General features: G+C 63.6%; 13 protein-coding genes and 1 pseudogene. 11 read left to right on the top strand and 3 right to left on the bottom strand.

From position 1 onward, the window contains the following. Window positions 1-71: 71 nt before the first annotated feature. Window positions 72-638, top strand: coding sequence for a molybdopterin-dependent oxidoreductase (locus A9762_RS02905; RefSeq protein ID WP_069340548.1), 567 nt, complete (start codon window positions 72-74; stop codon window positions 636-638). A gap of 357 nt (window positions 639-995) precedes the next feature. Here the strand turns inward: A9762_RS02905 and A9762_RS02900 are convergent. Next, window positions 996-1,811 (bottom strand): annotated as a pseudogene (locus A9762_RS02900) (FadR/GntR family transcriptional regulator); the annotation flags it as partial. Window positions 1,812-2,029: 218 nt separating this feature from the next. Here A9762_RS02900 and A9762_RS02895 point away from each other — a divergent pair. The 10 genes from A9762_RS02895 (at window position 2,030) to A9762_RS02850 (ending at window position 13,976) form a co-directional block, all read left to right on the top strand. Then, complete coding sequence (locus A9762_RS02895; RefSeq protein ID WP_069340608.1) at window positions 2,030-3,235, top strand: ABC transporter substrate-binding protein; 1,206 nt, start codon at window positions 2,030-2,032, stop codon at window positions 3,233-3,235. A 254-nt stretch (window positions 3,236-3,489) separates the two neighbouring features. After that, a complete protein-coding gene (locus tag A9762_RS02890) occupies window positions 3,490-4,347 on the top strand; it encodes a branched-chain amino acid ABC transporter permease (protein WP_069340547.1) in 858 nt (285 codons plus the stop codon). After that, a complete protein-coding gene (locus A9762_RS02885; RefSeq protein ID WP_083253577.1) occupies window positions 4,347-5,345 on the top strand; it encodes a branched-chain amino acid ABC transporter permease in 999 nt (332 codons plus the stop codon). The genes A9762_RS02890 and A9762_RS02885 overlap by 1 nt, the downstream gene beginning before the upstream one ends. Continuing rightward, window positions 5,342-6,109: an ABC transporter ATP-binding protein gene (locus A9762_RS02880; protein WP_069340545.1), complete on the top strand. Its 768-nt coding sequence runs from the start codon at window positions 5,342-5,344 to the stop codon at window positions 6,107-6,109. The genes A9762_RS02885 and A9762_RS02880 overlap by 4 nt, the downstream gene beginning before the upstream one ends. Continuing rightward, complete coding sequence (locus tag A9762_RS02875; protein WP_069340544.1) at window positions 6,106-6,807, top strand: ABC transporter ATP-binding protein; 702 nt, start codon at window positions 6,106-6,108, stop codon at window positions 6,805-6,807. The genes A9762_RS02880 and A9762_RS02875 overlap by 4 nt, the downstream gene beginning before the upstream one ends. Window positions 6,808-6,841: 34 nt before the next feature. Beyond that, complete coding sequence (locus A9762_RS02870) at window positions 6,842-8,104, top strand: Zn-dependent hydrolase (protein ID WP_069340543.1); 1,263 nt, start codon at window positions 6,842-6,844, stop codon at window positions 8,102-8,104. Further along, window positions 8,101-9,600 carry a M81 family metallopeptidase gene (locus A9762_RS02865; protein ID WP_069340542.1) on the top strand — a complete coding sequence of 500 codons (1,500 nt, stop codon included), beginning with the start codon at window positions 8,101-8,103 and terminating at the stop codon, window positions 9,598-9,600. The genes A9762_RS02870 and A9762_RS02865 overlap by 4 nt, the downstream gene beginning before the upstream one ends. A 352-nt stretch (window positions 9,601-9,952) precedes the next feature. Next, window positions 9,953-11,200: a hypothetical protein gene (locus A9762_RS02860; protein WP_139133039.1), complete on the top strand. Its 1,248-nt coding sequence runs from the start codon at window positions 9,953-9,955 to the stop codon at window positions 11,198-11,200. A 32-nt stretch (window positions 11,201-11,232) separates the two neighbouring features. Continuing rightward, window positions 11,233-12,417 (top strand): acetyl-CoA C-acyltransferase, encoded by a 1,185-nt coding sequence (locus tag A9762_RS02855; protein ID WP_069340540.1) that lies wholly within the window; start codon window positions 11,233-11,235, stop codon window positions 12,415-12,417. 128 nt (window positions 12,418-12,545) lie between these two features. Next, window positions 12,546-13,976 (top strand): hypothetical protein, encoded by a 1,431-nt coding sequence (locus tag A9762_RS02850; RefSeq protein WP_069340539.1) that lies wholly within the window; start codon window positions 12,546-12,548, stop codon window positions 13,974-13,976. A 40-nt stretch (window positions 13,977-14,016) separates the two neighbouring features. On the opposite strand, the gene A9762_RS02845 is transcribed toward A9762_RS02850, so the two are convergent. Next, complete coding sequence (locus A9762_RS02845; protein ID WP_240493426.1) at window positions 14,017-15,348, bottom strand: MFS transporter; 1,332 nt, start codon at window positions 15,346-15,348, stop codon at window positions 14,017-14,019. Next, window positions 15,345-16,535, bottom strand: a complete 1,191-nt coding sequence (locus A9762_RS02840; protein ID WP_069340538.1) for a M20 aminoacylase family protein — start codon at window positions 16,533-16,535, stop codon at window positions 15,345-15,347. The genes A9762_RS02845 and A9762_RS02840 overlap by 4 nt, the downstream gene beginning before the upstream one ends. Between the last annotated feature and the right edge of the window lie 25 nt (window positions 16,536-16,560).

Genomic DNA, 16,560 nt, shown 5'->3' with positions numbered 1-16,560 from the left:
GTATGTCTGCCTGAAGTCCGGCCGCTATATTGAGGCGACCGGCTCCCCCAGGCCGACATACCGAATCCACCATGTCCATCGACCCTCTGCGCGCGCCGGATGCCCGCCTCACCGCCAACGGCGTGCCGCTCACACTCGTGAGACCTGCGGCATCATCCGCCTCGCACGTGACACCGCCGCTCACGTCACGCGAAGTCATCGTCTCCGGCGCCGTCAAACGTCGCCACTCCTTCGATCTGTGCGCGCTCATGCGCTTGCCGACGCAACTGACCGGCCCGCTCGATGTCGTCTGCCTGTCGGGTCGCAAAGTTCGCAGCGCAAGCGACTACAAGGGCGTACGACTGACCGCGTTGCTCGACGTCGCGCAATGGCGTCTGCCACAGGCGCGCGACTTCACGCGAGCCTATGTGCTGGCGCAAGGGGCTGACGGCTACACCGTCATGTTCTCCTGGCATGAGTTGTACAACACGCCGATTGGCGTCGGCGCACTGGTCGTCTATGAGCGTGACGGACAGCCGTTGGGCGACGACGAAGGCGGCATCGGCCTGATTTCGACGTGCGATCTGCGCGTGGCGCTGCGTCAGGTGCGTGCACTCAAGCGGCTTACCGTCCATCTGGCGGACCCCCCGGCCTTCTGACGACGCCGGCTTCGCCCAGGGGTCTGTGAACGGCTGCGGTAAGCCGTCGTCGTGACGTCGTCGGTGCGAATCCGATCAGGCGGAAGGCGCACGCCGCTTGCGCGGGGTGGCCGAAGGCGTCGACGTTTCAACCCGTCTGGCCGTCGCTGTCTTCGTCGTCGCTGTCCTCGTTACCGCGGCCTTCGTCGCCTTCGTTACCTTGGTCGTCTTCGTCGCTGCCAGTTTTCGGCGGCTTTCTCCCGAGGCTTCCTGCGTGTCGGTCGCCTTGCGCGTGCTGCGCTTCGGCGTCGCCGCGTCATCCTGCACCGCGACCTTCGCGGGCGCCTTCCGACGCGACACCGGCGACGCATTCGCGCCGAGCTGCGAACGCACACGCTGCTGCATGTCCGCGATATCCGAATCGAGAATCAGACGCCCGCGCAGTTTCCCGTTCATGCGCTTGATATAGGTGCGCGCTTCCTGCATGTGGAAGTGCATGAGTTCACGCACACGCGCGACATCACCGGCACGCGCCGCATCGGTAATCTGACGATGGATGTTGACGTTCGCCGTGCCGAACTTCTCGTGTTCGCGACGCGGGGTCTCGTTCCCGAACACGATCAGTTGGCGAATCATCTCGTTGACGAGTTCGCAAGTGAAGCGCAGGAAACTGTTGGGATTGGCGGCGGCAAGAATGTCGTGAAAGTCGACGTCGGCCTGACGCTGGCGCAGCAACTCGCGGCGATCGTGCGACGCCGGACTGCAACACGACATGTTGTTCTCCAACGCCGCGAAGTCCGCTTCGGTCAGATGCGGCACGGCACCGGCGGCCAGCTCTGGTTCGAGCAACTGACGCACCGTATAGATGTCGTCGATGCTGACTTCCTTGAAGAAGAGATAGTTCTGCAAGAGCTGGAACGTGCGCTCCAGCGGCACCTCCACGACCATGCCGCCACCGGACGGTCCGGTGCTCACCTTGATGAGCCCCTGCACTTCGAGCGACTTGAGCGCTTCGCGAATCGTGCTCTTCGACACGCCGAACATCTGCTGCAACTCGACTTCGCGTGGCAGCCGATCGCCGGGCAACAGGTTGCCTTCCGTGATCAGACGCTTGATGGCTTCCGCAACCAGATCGCCACGTTTTTGTTGTTTGATTTCCAACGGTTCTCGCACCGTTTGCGCATCCAATGCCATGTGGCGCCTCAGAAGTCGGTTCGGACGGGTGTCGTGCGAAATCCGCGTAAACCCGCGTAATACCTGGCGTACAACAGCGCGGTACGGACACGCCCGATCGGAATTTTTTCCGATTGACACGAAAAACCATTATACCTACGATCAAATCCATCCTATTTATCATGATAAATATGACGGATAGGGATAAGGTCCGATTCCTCCCCCGCATGGAGATCCAATTGAATCGTCGTGAACTGTTGAAGCTCGCCGCCGCGGCGTCTCTGCCTGGCTCCCTGTTCTCCGCTCGCGACGTGTTCGCGCAAAGCACCGGAGCCATTCAACTGGCTTGTCCGGTGCCCATGTCGGGGCCGTTCGCCGCCAACGGCAAGTTTGCCGACCTCGGCATGAAACTCATCGTCGAGCAGTACGGCAAGGTACTCGGCCGACCGCTTGCCTACACCACGCTGGACACCGAAGGTAAGCCCGCCACGGCGATCCGCCGCGTGCAGGAAATCGCGCAGCAAAAGGGCGCTCGCTTCTTCGCCGGCGGCATTCTGTCGTCGGAGGCGCTTGCCATGGGCAAGGAAGCCGAGAAGGCCGGCGGCATCTTCATCACCACGGCAGGCGCCGACGAAATCACGGGCAAGGATTGCAACCCGTCTACGTTCCGCTGGTCGGTGCCGACCTTCGGTGCGATCGAACAGACGGTGCGTCCGCTCATCGAATCGATGCCCAAGGCCAAGCGCTGGTACACGATCACGCCGCAGTACGTGTTCGGCGAAGGGCTGCTCACCGCTGCGAAGAACATCTTCAAGGAAAAGGGCATCGAGCACGTGGGCAACAGCTACCACTCGCTCACGGAAAAGGAATTCTCGGGCTATCTCACCAACGCCGCTGCCGCGAAGCCGGACGTGCTGCTGATCCTGAACTTCGGCTCGCAATCGTCCGACACGCTGCGTCAGGCGGTGAGCTTCGGCATGAAGAAGAACTGCACGATCCTGATGGCCTGGGCATCGGGGCTGGAACAGTTCGAGACGCTTGGCGCCGACCTGTGCGACGGCGTGTACTTCGGCGCGCAATACTGGCACGCCGTGGCCTCGCCGCTCAACCTCGATCTGGTCAAGCGCACGCAGGAACGATTCAAACAGAACCCGAACTACAGCCTTGCCGGCTCGTACATCTGCACCAAGCTCATGCTCGACGGCATGATCAAGGCGGGCAGCGCCGATCCGAAGGCAGTCATCGCCGCGATGGAAGGCATGAAGTATGACGGGCTCACCGGACCGGAAGAGATCCGCAAGGGCGACCATCAGGTGCTCAAGAACTACTATCTGCTCAAGGGCAAGGCAAAGGCGAAGATGAAGAACGCCGACGACTACGCCGACATCGTCAACGCAGGGAAGTCGTTCTTGCCGCTCGACAAGACCGAGTGCAAGATGGCCTGACGTACTTAAGTACTGACGCATCGAAGCACCGGCACTGTGACGAGGCCGATACAAGACCTCATCGGATCACGTAGCGCGACGCTCACCCGTACGCGCTACGTAATAAGACAAAGAAGACAAAGTGCCGGCGGTTCTGTCGTTTGTCGCTCGCGGGGACCCGTTGCGTGGTCCCCGCATGTGTCGTCTGTGCCGTGCGACGTGAGTCGCCCGGCGCAAGGTGTTCCACGTCTGCACCAAAGCTCTCCGGGACGCGCATGAACGTCTATTTGTTGCAAGTCATCAACGGCGTCGGGATCGGGATGTTGTACTTCCTGCTCGCCGTCGGCCTGTCGATCATCTTCGGCCTGCTGCGCTTCGTGAATTTCGCGCACGGCGCCTTCTATCTTCTCGGTGCTTACTTCTGCTATCAGGCGCTGCAATGGGGCATGTCGTTCTGGCTTGCGCTCATCGTGTGCCCGATCGTCGTGGGCGCGCTCGCGTGGATCGCAGAGAAAGTGCTGCTCTCGCATATCTACGAGAAGGCACATGAGTTCCACATCCTCGTCACCGTGGGTCTTGCACTGGTCGTGCAGGAACTGGTGATCATCGTCTGGGGGCCGCTCGGCGATAACGTCGCCGTGCCGGAAATCCTCGACGGCGTGGTCATGTGGGGCAGCTTCATCTATCCGAAGTACCGTCTTTTCCTCATCGGTTTCACGGCTGTCTTCGCGGTGGTGCTGTGGTGGCTGCTCGAAGGCACGCGACTGGGCAGCGCGGTGCGCGCGGGCAGCGAGTCGTCGGAAATGGTGTCGCTGCTCGGCATCAACGTGTTTCGCGTGTTCAGTTTCGCTTTCGCGCTGGGCGCAGGCACGGCGGCACTGGCCGGGGTGCTGGCGGCGCCGGTGCGCGGTGTCGAGCCGTTCATGGGTATCGAGGCGCTGGGCATTGCGTTCGTCGTGGTCGTCATCGGCGGCATGGGCAGCTTTGCCGGCGCACTCGTGGGCGGCCTCGTGATCGGCATCGTGCAGAGTCTGATGAGCACGATCTGGCCGGAAGGCGCACGACTGATGATTTACGTGGCGATGGCGGCGGTGCTGCTCATGCGCCCGCACGGCCTGCTCGGGAGGGGATGATGCTGGTACGTTACCGTTTTTGGCTGCTCGCCGCTGCCGTCACACTGATCCTGCCGGTCACGCTCTCGTCGGGCACACTCGCCACCGAAGTGCTGATCTACGCGCTCGCCGTACTCGGCTGCAACCTGCTGCTCGGCTACACGGGTCTGTTGTCGTTCGGACAAGGCATCTTCTTCGGTCTGGGCAGCTACACGCTGGGCATTCTGCTCACGCGCTGGTCGTTGCCGATGCCGGTGGCGATCGTCGCCTCGATCGTGCTCGGGGCGGCCATCGCCGCGATCGTGGGTAGCTTCGCGATCCGGCAGAAGGGCACCTACTTCGTGATGCTCACGCTCGCCTGCGCGCAGATGTTCTACTTCCTCGCGTACACGGCAACCGACTGGACGGGCGGCGACAACGGCCTGCTCGATATTCCGCGCAAGTCGCTCACGCTGGGCGGCAAGACGCTGATCCCGCTCGACACACCCTGGCAGTACTACACCTTCGTGGCCGTCGTCTTCCTGATCGTCTTCGCCTGGCTGCTGCGTGTGGCGGACTCGGTGTTCGGACGCACGCTGCTCGCCCTTCGCGACAACGAGACGCGTGCCGCCGCTATCGGCTATCACGTGAAGACCTTCAAGCTCGTGGCCTTCGCCATCTCCGGCGCGGTCACGGCGCTCGCCGGCGCGCTGCACGCATTGATGACGGGCATCGCACCGCTGTCGAACATCGAGTACCACACGAGCGAGATGATTCTCGTGATGACAGTGATCGGCGGCACGGGCAACCTGTTCGCGTCGGTGCTGGGTGCCGCGTTCTACGTGCTTGCCGCCGACTGGCTCTCGACCCTCTGGCCGCGCTGGCTGCTGCTGCTCGGCCTGCTGCTGATCGCGGTGAGTCTGTTCATGCATCGCGGCCTGTGGGGTGTGGGGGAGACGCTGTGGCATCGCATCGCCGGCAAACGCCGTGCGGCCGACGGCAAACTGGATACACAGAGTACGCAGGGAGACCCGACATGAGCGACGCTCTCATCGAAGCCTCGGGCATCGTCAAACGCTACGGCAAGTTCACTGCGCTGCACGGCGTCGACCTGCGCGTAGCGCCCCGCACGGTGCATTCCGTCATCGGCCCGAACGGCGCAGGCAAAACCACGCTGTTTCACATGCTCACCGGCACGGTGCCGGTCTCCGGCGGACGCATTATGTTCGACGGACACGACGTCACTTCTGAAGCCGACTACCGCCGCGTGCAACGCGGCATCGCCCGCTCGTTTCAGGTCACGGCGCTGTTCCAGAACCTGTCGGTGCGTGAGAACCTGCGACTCGCTGCGCTCGGCGTCACACCGCGCCACGCCCTGTCGACCTGGCGCAAGGCCGACGGGCCGCGCGCGTGCGCTTCCGTCGTGGACGACGTGCTCACACGACTTGCCCTCACGCGTCATGCCGACACCGCCGCAGGCTCGCTCTCGCACGGTCAGCAGCGACGCCTCGAAGTCGGCATGGCGCTCGCTGCACGTCCCAAAGCGATCTTTCTGGACGAACCGACATCCGGCATGGGCATCGACGATCTCGACGACATGAAGCAGCTCATCCGGGGGCTGCGCGACGATCACACCGTGGTGCTGATCGAGCACAACATGAACATCGTGATGGACATCTCCGACACGATCACCGTCATGCAGATGGGTCGCGTGCTCGTCGAAGGCAAGCCCGACGCCATTCGCGCCGACGACCGTGTGCGCGCCGCCTATCTCGGCAACATGATCACCGGAGGCCGCGCATGATTCTCGACGTCGCAGGCATTCACAGCTATTACGGCAAGAGCCACATCCTGCAAGGCGTGTCGCTGAACATCGGCGACGGCGAACTCGTCACGCTGCTGGGTCGCAACGGCGCGGGCAAGTCGACCACGCTCAAGACCATCGCCGGCGTGGTGCCGCCCAAGGCGGGCAGCATCACGTTCATGGGCAAGCCGGTGGCCGGGCAGCCCGCGCATCGCATCGCGGCGCGCGGGGTCTGCTTCGTGCCCGAGCATCGCGGCATCTTCAAGCTGCTCACCGTGGAAGAGAATCTGAAGCTCGGTGCGCGACGCGACTCGCCGTGGCAACTGGCCGACATCTATCGCATCTTCCCGCGCTTGCAGGAGCGTCGCAAGAACGGCGGCGCGCAATTGTCCGGGGGTGAACAGCAGATGCTCGCCATCGGACGCGCACTGATGAATCATCCGCGCCTGCTCATGCTCGACGAACCGGTCGAAGGCCTTGCGCCGGTGATCGTCGAGGAGATCGTCGCGCAGTTGAAGCTCATCAAGCAGGCGGGCGTGGCCATCCTGCTCGTCGAACAGAATCTGGAAGTCTGCACGCAGCTTGCCGACCGGCATTACATCGTCGAGCAGGGCGTGATCGTGTACGGCGCGGACAATGCCGCGTTTCTCGCCGACGAGGTCGTCAAGGACCGTTATCTCGGCGTGGGCGTGGCGTAGGACATAAGGCGCAACTCTCAAGGATCAGTGGAACATGGAACGTCTCGACCAACCGGCTGCCGCAGTGCGCATCGACGGTGCGCGCCTGTGGGACAGCCTCATGCAACTCGCGCAAATCGGTGCGACGGACAAGGGCGGCGTATGCCGTCTGGCGCTGACGGATCTCGACCGGCAGGGCCGCGATCTGTTCGTCGCGTGGGCGAAGGAAATCGGCTGCACGGTGCGCATCGACGCCATCGGCAACATCTTCGCGCGGCGCGCGGGGCGCAACGATACACTGCCGCCCGTGATGACCGGTAGCCACATCGACACGCAGCCGACCGGCGGCAAGTTCGACGGCAACTACGGTGTGCTCGCCGGGCTGGAAGTGCTGCGCACGCTCAACGACAACCACATCGTGACGGAAGCACCGCTCGAAGTCGCTGTGTGGACGAACGAGGAGGGCTCGCGCTTCGTGCCGGTGATGATGGGCTCCGGCGTCTACGCTGGCGCATTTACGTTGGAGCACGCACTCGCCCAGAAGGATCACGACGGCGTGAGCGTGGCCGAAGCGCTCGGCAGCATCGGGTATGCAGGTCCGACGTCGGCCGTGGGTCAGCCCGGCGCGGTCGGCGCGTACTTCGAAGCGCACATCGAGCAAGGTCCGGTGCTCGAAGCGCATGACAAGACCATTGGCGTCGTGCAGGGCGCACTCGGCCAGCGCTGGTACGACGTGACCATCACCGGCATGGAAGCGCACGCCGGCCCCACGCCGATGGAACTGCGCCGCGACGCGCTGCTCGCGGCTGCCCAGTTGATCCAGGCCGTCAACCGTATCGCGTGCGAGCATGCGCCGCATGCCCGTGGCACGGTCGGCTGGATCGATAACTATCCGAATTCGCGCAACGTCATTCCGGGGCGCGTGAAGCTCTCCGTCGATCTGCGCGCGGCCGACGACGCCACGCTCGACGCCCTGAACGCCAAGCTTCGTGCCGAGTGCACCGCGTTGAACGCCAACGGCATCGACGTCGCCATCGAGCAGGTCGTGTACTTCCCGCCGCAACCGTTTGCGCCGGAACTCGTCGACGCGATCCGCACCGGTGCCCAGACGCTCGGCTATTCGTCGATGGACGCCATCAGCGGTGCGGGACACGACGCCGTGTATCTCGCGCGCGTCGCACCCACCGCAATGATCTTCGTGCCATGCAAGGACGGCATCAGCCACAACGAGATCGAAGACGCCGATCCGGCGCATCTCGAAGCCGGTTGCAACGTGCTGCTCCAGGCGATGCTGCAACGCGCCGGAGGTGCGGCATGAAAGTGATGATCGCGCGCATGAACCACGAGACGAACACGTTCTCGCCGGTGCCCACGCCGCTCGACGCTTTCGGCAATCACGGCCCGACCTACGACGCCGAGGCCTATCGCGACAACAAGGGCATGCGCACGGCGATGGCCGCGTTCATCGATCTGGCAGAGGCGGCGGGCGCGCAGATGGTGACGCCCGTGTCCGCCGGGGCGAATCCCAGCGGTCCTGTGGCGGCGAGCGCCTACGATGAACTGTGTCGTCGCATCGTGGCGGCCGCCACGGGGGTCGACGCCATCCTGCTCGACCTGCACGGCGCGATGGTGGCGGAGAACAGCAACGACGGCGAGGGCGACCTGCTCGAACGCGTACGCGCGGCCGCGCCGGACACGCCGATTGCCGTCGCCCTCGATCTGCATGCGAACGTCACCGCGAAGATCGTGGCGAACGCCGACATCGTCGTCGGCTTCAAGACGTATCCGCACATCGACATGTACGAGACGGGCGAACATGCCGGACGTCTGCTGTTCGAGCGACTCGCGGGCAAGCATCGTCCGACGGTCGTGTGGCAACAACCGCCGTTGATGGTGCATACGCTACGCAGCACGAGCCATGGCGGCGCGATGAAACGCGCGCTGGACGCCGCGCGGCGCGCCGAAGCGGAGGAGGGTATCCCGGCCGTCTCCGTGTTCTCCGGCTTTTCGCTCGCCGATATCCCCGCGCCGTGCATCAGCGTGGTGGTGACGGCAGAAGCGGGCGAGGGCGGCGTCGCGCGTGCACAGGCGGTGGCGGATCGCATCGCGGCGCAGATCTGGGACGAACGCGACGATTTCGTCTACCGTAGTGCGCCGCTCGCCGACTCGATTGCCGAGGCAAGACAACTGGCCGAAGGCGCCGACAAGCCGGTGCTGCTGCTCGATCACAGCGACAACTGCATGTCGGGCGGCACGTGCGACACGATGGACGTGCTGGAAGCGGCGCTGGCCGGCGGGCTGACGGGCATCGGCGTCGGTCCATTGTGCGACCCGGAAGCAGTGGCGACGCTGATCGCCGCAGGCGAGGGCGCCGAGGTCACGCTGGCCGTGGGCAACAAGCGTCCGCTCACGCAACTGGGCATCACGAAGACACCGCCGGTGCTTACCGGCATCGTGCGCAAGATCAGCGACGGCGAGTACATCGTCTCGGGGCCGACCTACACGGGCCAGCGCTGCTACATGGGTCGGACTGTGCTGTTCGATATCGGACCGGCACGCATCGTCGTCACGGAGCGCACGCACGAGCCGTGGGATCACGGCGTATTCACGTGCGTGGAGCTTGACCCGCACCGCGAGCGGTTCCTGCTGCTCAAGTCGCGCATGTACTGTCGCCCCGTGTTCGTCCCGATCTCGGCCGGACTGGTGGAATGCGACAGCGACGGTGTGACGAGTTCGAACTACGCACTCTTTCCATTCTCGCGCGTGAGTCGTCCGGTGTATCCGCTGGATACGGGGGCGAAGTTCGGCGAGTGACCGTGTGAGCTAATACGCGGGTTGGCTTGGCACAAGACGTCGGCGAGCGCTGATCGGCACGTACGATCGGTACTGAGATGGCGCACGACCTGTCAACGTTGTCAGGTGATGCGATACAGGAAGCGGCATACGCTTGCAGTGGTGTTTAGCTGTGGAGGCGTTCATGCGTCGCATCTCACGAATCTGCCTGCCGTTCGTCTCGCTGTGGGTCGGGCTGTGGGTCGCGTTACTCGCGCTCCCGGCCTGGGCGCTCTCCGGTGCCGACGTCGCTTATCAGATCAACCAGCGTTACCAGAAAACGCCGTCGAAGTGTTTCGTCGCCAACCCCGTGCAGGAGTGCTCCGGCGTACTCATGCGCCCCGCACCGACGCCGGGTGGCGATCTCTTCGCGTTAAGCGCGGACGAGACGGCGAACGGCATGGCGCGGTTCGATTTCGTGCGGCGCGATATCGAAACGACACATCTGAGCGACTCCGTCGGTTTCATTCTCGCCCCACGGCCCGAGGCCGTCGGGAACGGTAAGCCCTACGATCTCTTGTGCGGATGTCCGCCACCGGGCGCCTCCAATCCGTCGCCATGCAACGACTGCCCCGGGCAGCCGAACACCGCAGGCGTGAGTCTGTGGGATCCCGCAGCCCCGGAGAAAATCGCGGCGCAAGCGATCTATTACGATGTCGACAACGGCGGGCAACTCGCCACCGCGCTGGAATACCAGCGTCAATACTTCAACAAATCCGGGGAATGGAAGCCTATTTTGCGCGTCGCTTTCGGGGCGCAGGGCACCACGACTTTCGGGTTCGATGCTACCGATCAGCTGGATGTCGGTTATGCCACCGCGAAAGCGCTCAATGCGCGATACGCTGACACCCGTAAGGTTTGCCCCGACGGACGCGCTGCATATTTTTGCAGCGGTGTCGTCATCCGCGTCACTGGTTGGGGCACGGGCTTTAAGTCCTGGAATCCCAGTCCCGGATCCGTGGCAGCGAACGGCGTGTCGTTCTCGTACATTCGCGCTGATACGTTCGTCGAAAGACTCTTCTGGCACGGCAACGATGCCGGCGTCATTCATCGCGAGTTCGCCGCTCCAATAGCACACCCTTTGGAGATGCGGTGCATTTATACACGAGACGTGGGAAGCACTCCGCCGGATCGATGCTACCAGATGACCTCGGTGTTATGCGGCGAGATGAACATCCACACTGCACAAGCCTTGGTGTCATATCTGCTCACAACCGGGAGACTCTGCGCCTTCGATCCGAGCCCAATACCGTTCTATGTGAGCTTCGAGGCACGCCCGTTACTACCCCAAGAGTACAAGCACGCCTGGAACGAAGCGATCATCGCCATCTGGCCTCAGGATATTCCCGAGCAGATCGGCATCGAAGCGTTTTTTTACATGAACGACGATGCCAGTGGAACGCAATACGTACAGAGAGACTACCTGAGCACGACAGGCCGCTTCATGCCCATCGTCAAGGTGGATCTCAACGCCACCGACGGGCAGATCTTCACCTACGACCTCGCGGCACAGTCCTTCGCCCAGAGCGGTGCAAGTGCGTTGCCCCCTGTGCCGATGTCGCCGAAGGACATTCCGCAATGACGTGACTCACTAGTGTCCGGGGGAGCGACCGTATGCAACACGACATCGTCATCATCGACGCCGTTCGCACCGCTATCGGCGAATTCGGCGGAACGTTGCGGGAGAAGACGCCCGCACATCTAGGAAGTGTCGTCGTGCAGGCGTTGCTGGATCGCACCGGCACGGCGGGCGACGCCATCGATCAGGTCGTCTTCGGCAACGTCCATCAGACCTCGGCAAGCGACATGTATCTCGCCCGGCGCGCTGCCATTGGCGGCGGTGTAGCGCCACGCGCCGGTGCGCTGACGGTCAATCGGCTTTGTGGCTCCGGCCTCGAAGCGGTGCTGCTCGCGGCCCAGTTCATCGACTCGGGCGAGGCCGAGACCGCCATTGGCGGCGGCGCCGAAACCATGAGCCTCGCGCCTTATCTGCTACCGGCGAATCGCTTCGGCACGCGTCCCGGCGACGTGATCGCGACCGATACCCTCATGGGCGGCCTGACCGATCCGATGACGGGGGTTCACATGGGCGAGCTGGGCGAGCGCATCGCCACGCGCTTCGACATCGATCGCGCGCAGCAGGACGCCATCGCCCTGTCGTCGCACCAGCGCGCGGCACACGCGATCGATGCCGGCTACTTCGACGCGCAGATCGTGCCGGTCGATGTCGGCTCCGCACGCAAGCCGGCAACGTTCACGCGTGACGAACGCGTGCGTGCGACGCCAGATGCCGCCGATTTCGCGCAAAGCCAACCCGTCTTCCGACGCGAGAACGGCACGATCACCGCCGCCAACGCGTCAGGGATCAACGACGCAGCGAGCGCGGTGCTGATGACGACTGCACGCAACGCGCAAGCGCGACGGCTACGTCCGATGGCACGCCTCATCGCACATGCGCGCGTCGGCGTATTGCCGGAGGAAATGGGGATCGGGCCGGTCGTCGCAACGCGAGAGGTCCTCAAACGTGCAGACCTTCACATTCGCCATATGGGCGTGATCGAACTCAACGAAGCCTTCGCGTCGGTGGTCGGTGCGTTTCTGAAGGAGATGGCGCTCGATGCTTCACGCGTCAATCCGAACGGCGGCGCGATTGCGCTGGGTCATCCGGTCGGGGCGACCGGCGCGATCATGGTGACGAAAGCCGTCTACGAGTTGCAGCGCACCGGCGCACGCTATGCGCTGGTCACGACGTGCATCGGTGGTGGGCAGGGAATTGCCGCGATCTTCGAGCGGCTGTAGCAGCGCTCAAGACAGATACGCAATCGACCAGCCAGGCAGCGCGCAAGGCGTGACCTGTCAACGTTGTCAGGTGATGCGGACGGCATAGCGGGCTACGCTTGTCTACGGGCTTTGCCGTGGAGACTCTCATGCGTCGCCTCTCACGAATTTTCCTGTCGCTGTTCGCACTGTGGACGGCACTGAATGCGCTCCCGGCGTTGGCAATCTCCGGGGCCGACGTCGCCTATCTGATCAACCAGCGCTATCAGAAGACACCGTCGAAATGCCTCGTCGCCAGTCCCGTGCAGGAGTGCTCCGGCGTGCTCATGCGCCCCGCGCCGACACCCGGCGGCGATCTCTTCGCCTTGAGCGCCGACGAGACGGCGAACGGCATCGCCCGTCTCGATTTCGTGCGGCGCGATATCGAGACGACACATCTGAGCGATTCCATCGGCTTCATTCTCGCGCCGCGTCCCGAAGCGGCCGGAAGCGGCAAGCCCTACACGCTCGTTTGCGGATGTCCCCCGCCGGGCGCCACCAATCCGTCACCTTGCAACGATTGCCCGGGGCAGCCGAACACTGCGGGCGTGAGCCTGTGGGACCCCGCCGCACCGGGGAAGCTTGCCGCGCAGGCGATCTACTACGACGTCGGTAACGGTGGGCAACTCGCCACGGCGCTGGAGTACCAGCGTCAGTACTTCGACAAGTCCGGGGAATGGATGCCGATTCTGCGCGTCGCCTTCGGGGCGAAGGGCGCGACGGTATTCGGGTTCGATGCGCGCGATCAGCTGGATGTCGGGTATGCGACCGTCAACGATCTCAACGCACGTTTTGCGGACACTCGACGAATCTGCCCGGACGGGCGCGCCGGCTACTTCTGCAATGGGGTCATGATTCGAACGACCGGCTGGGGTGCGGCATTCAAGTCATGGAATCCCAGTCCGGACTCCGTCAGTAAAGACGGCGTGTCGTTCTCGTACATTCGCGCCGACGGCGACGCGAAATCGATTTACTGGAAAAATAACGATGCCGGACTCATCATGCGCGAACTCGGTGCGCCGACGAAATGGCCGCTGACCCTTCGATGCATCTACGCGCAGGACGGCGCGACCGGTCACGCGACGGACCGTTGCTACAAGGCGTACGACGTGCTCTGCAACGCGATGAACGTCACGACCATCGCCGCGTTCCATGCCCACTACAAACCGCACTCCACGTGCGCGTTCGACGTCGACCCTGTCTCGTTTCAATTGAGTATCGACGTTCGTCCCGGCATTCAGTGGGTAGGGAACGAGCTACGGCACAACGAAGCGATAATCGCTCCGTGGCCGCAGGACATTCCCGTCGAACTCCCGATCGAGGCAATTTTCTATATGGGCGAAGAGGTCGCCGGTGCGCAGTACGTCCAGCGCGATTACATGTTGACGACCGGGCGCTTCATGCCCCTCGTGCACGTCGATCTGAGTGTCACCGACGGGAAAGTCTTTACCTACCTTCCCGCGACACAGTCGCTCTCGCTTGGCGGGGAAGGTGCACTAACGCCGGTGTCGACGCCCCCCGCCGAGCAGGCCGGACAATAACGTCCGGCTCAGCCGTGCCACGCTGGCGGCACGTACACATTTACTCGTCCAGCACCTTGTTCCCGGTTTCTTCGAACATCGACACGGCGATGAGCGAGACGACCACGCAGACGATCATGTACCACGCCGGGGCCATCTTGTTGCCGGTCACGCGAATCAGCCAGCCCGCGACGAGCTGTGCCGTGCCGCCGAACACCGACACCGAAATCGCATACGCGCTCGACATGTAGCCGGCACGCAGATGCTTCGGGAAGTTCTCCGGCATCAGCGCGTACGCCGGCGCCGACCCCATCGTGTAGCAGAACATCAGCACGATCAGCGCCGCCAGCACGACCGGCAGCGACGGGTAGTGCGTCATGATCCAGAACGCCGGGTAGAGCAGGACGATGAGCGCCACACGTCCGGCCATCGTGAGCGGCTTGCGCTTGCCCATCTTGTCCGACCACGCGCCGTAGATCGGGCACATCACCAGCGAGATCGTGCTGGCGGCCACACCCGCGAGCATCGACATCTTCGGCGGCAGACCCAGGTACTGAATGCAGTACGTCGGCATGTAGTACATCATCACGTACGTCGACACGGACATGCCCGCGATCGAGAAGATCGTGAGGAACCAGTTACGCACGTACACGCCACGCTTCGGGTCGTCGCGACCGGCGACAGCCTTCGCCTTCGGCGGCTCTTCCTGAATGTGACGACGCAGGTAGATACCGACCGGCGCGATCAGCGTGCCCAGCAGGAACGGGATACGCCAGCCCCAGCTGTGCATGGTGTCGTCCGAGAGCAGGAAGCCGAGGCTCGCCGCCAGACCCGAACCGAGCAGGGCGGCTGCGCCCTGACTCGCCAACTGCCAGCTCGCGCGGAAGCCACGGCTCTTCGCGCCGCCCACTTCCAGCAGCGTCGCCGTCGCCGCACCGAACTCGCCGCCCTGCGCGAAGCCTTGCAGCAGACGCGCGCTCACGATCAGCAGCGGTGCCGCAAGACCGATCTGCGCATACGTCGGCGCCAGACCGATGGCCGCCGATCCCACCGCCATCAGCAAGATGGTCAGCGTCAATGCCGGCTTGCGGCCCGCGCGGTCGGCGTAGCGACCCAGCACGATACCGCCGAGCGGGCGCATCACGAAGCCCACGGCAAACACCGCGAAGGCGAGCAGCGACGACGTGATGGGGTCGTCCGCCGGGAAGAATTGCTTGCCGATCGTCAGCGCGAAATAGCTGTAGACCGTGAAGTCGAAGAACTCCAGCAGGTTGCCGATGACGGCGGCGAAAACGATCTTGCGTTGCTGCGCAGCGGACATTTGCGACGCTGGCGACGACGTGGTGCCGTCAGCGGCAAACGACGGCGATTGGGTTTGCGATGCAATGCTCATGCGCGGTCCTTGGCAAGAAAGCGTTCGACCAGACGCGTCCAGAAGGCGGCACCGATGGTCAGATTGTCGTCGTTGAAATCGTATTTGGCGTTGTGCAGCATCGGGCGGCCTTCGCCATTACCGAGGCGGATGAAGCAGCCCGGCACCTTTTGCAGGTAGTACGCAAAATCTTCGCTGCCCGCGATCGGCGGGAACGGCGCAATGATGTGCTCGTCACCGACCAGCTCTTTCGCCACGCTGTGCGCGAACTCGGTCTCGGCTTCGCTGTTCACCAGCACCGGATAACCACGGATGTACTCGATATTGGCGCTCGCGCCATACCCTTCGGTATGCGACTTCACCAGTGCACGGATGCGCTCTTCGAGCGTGGCGCGCACCTTCGCCGAGAACGAGCGCACGCTCATTTCCATCGTCGCTTCTTCCGGAATCACGTTCGGCGCGAAACCCGCGTGGAACGTGCCGACCGTTACCACGGCCGCTTCGGTCGGGTCGATGTTGCGCGCGACAACCGTTTGCAGCGCCATCACGAGGCTGCTGCCGATCATCACCGGATCGATGGCCAGATGCGGACGCGCAGCATGACCGCCACGACCGTGAATGCGAATCTTGACGGTATCGCAGGCCGCCATGAGCGGACCGGCACGGAAACCGAACGTGCCCGTGGCAATGCCCGGATGGTTGTGCAGCCCGAAGATCGCTTCGCACGGGAAGCGCTCGAACAGGCCGTCGGCAATCATCTGCTCGGCGCCGCTGTTCGAACCGGCTTCTTCCGCCGGCTGGAAAATCAGATTGACGGTGCCGTCGAAGTTGCGCGTCTTCGCGAGATGCTGCGCCGCGCCGAGCAACACGGTCGTGTGGCCGTCGTGGCCGCACGCGTGCATCTTGCCGTCGTGAACGCTGGCATATGCCAATCCCGTCTGTTCGTGGATCGGCAAGGCGTCCATGTCGGCACGCACGCCGACCGTACGCGAACTCGTGCCCACGGTGAGCGAGGCCACCACGCCGTGACCGCCGACGTTACGGGTGACCCGATACCCCCAGCTCTCCAGCTTCTCGGCCACGTAACGCGACGTGTCGACTTCCTCGTAAGACAGCTCGGGGTGTTGATGGATGTGGTGACGAATATCGGCCAACTGCTCGCGCGCATCGGCCAGATCGCTCACCTCGCAATAGCGAATCTCGCTCATCGGGGGCTCCTCTCTTTTTGAATAA

The sequence above is a fragment of the Pandoraea sp. ISTKB genome, assembly GCF_001721285.1.
GTDB lineage: Bacteria > Pseudomonadota > Gammaproteobacteria > Burkholderiales > Burkholderiaceae > Pandoraea > Pandoraea capi.
This window is presented reverse-complemented; position numbering and strand designations above follow the sequence as displayed.

Coding starts and splice junctions, on each gene's coding strand:
- A9762_RS02905 (WP_069340548.1), top strand. CDS start 72: ATGTCCATCGACCCTCTGCGCGCGCCGGATGCCCGCCTCACCGCCAAC.
- A9762_RS02890 (WP_069340547.1), top strand. CDS start 3,490: ATGAACGTCTATTTGTTGCAAGTCATCAACGGCGTCGGGATCGGGATG.
- A9762_RS02865 (WP_069340542.1), top strand. CDS start 8,101: ATGAAAGTGATGATCGCGCGCATGAACCACGAGACGAACACGTTCTCG.
- A9762_RS02880 (WP_069340545.1), top strand. CDS start 5,342: ATGAGCGACGCTCTCATCGAAGCCTCGGGCATCGTCAAACGCTACGGC.
- A9762_RS02850 (WP_069340539.1), top strand. CDS start 12,546: ATGCGTCGCCTCTCACGAATTTTCCTGTCGCTGTTCGCACTGTGGACG.
- A9762_RS02840 (WP_069340538.1), bottom strand. CDS start 16,535: ATGAGCGAGATTCGCTATTGCGAGGTGAGCGATCTGGCCGATGCGCGC.
- A9762_RS02860 (WP_139133039.1), top strand. CDS start 9,953: ATGCGCCCCGCACCGACGCCGGGTGGCGATCTCTTCGCGTTAAGCGCG.
- A9762_RS02855 (WP_069340540.1), top strand. CDS start 11,233: ATGCAACACGACATCGTCATCATCGACGCCGTTCGCACCGCTATCGGC.
- A9762_RS02870 (WP_069340543.1), top strand. CDS start 6,842: ATGGAACGTCTCGACCAACCGGCTGCCGCAGTGCGCATCGACGGTGCG.
- A9762_RS02875 (WP_069340544.1), top strand. CDS start 6,106: ATGATTCTCGACGTCGCAGGCATTCACAGCTATTACGGCAAGAGCCAC.
- A9762_RS02845 (WP_240493426.1), bottom strand. CDS start 15,348: ATGAGCATTGCATCGCAAACCCAATCGCCGTCGTTTGCCGCTGACGGC.
- A9762_RS02885 (WP_083253577.1), top strand. CDS start 4,347: ATGCTGGTACGTTACCGTTTTTGGCTGCTCGCCGCTGCCGTCACACTG.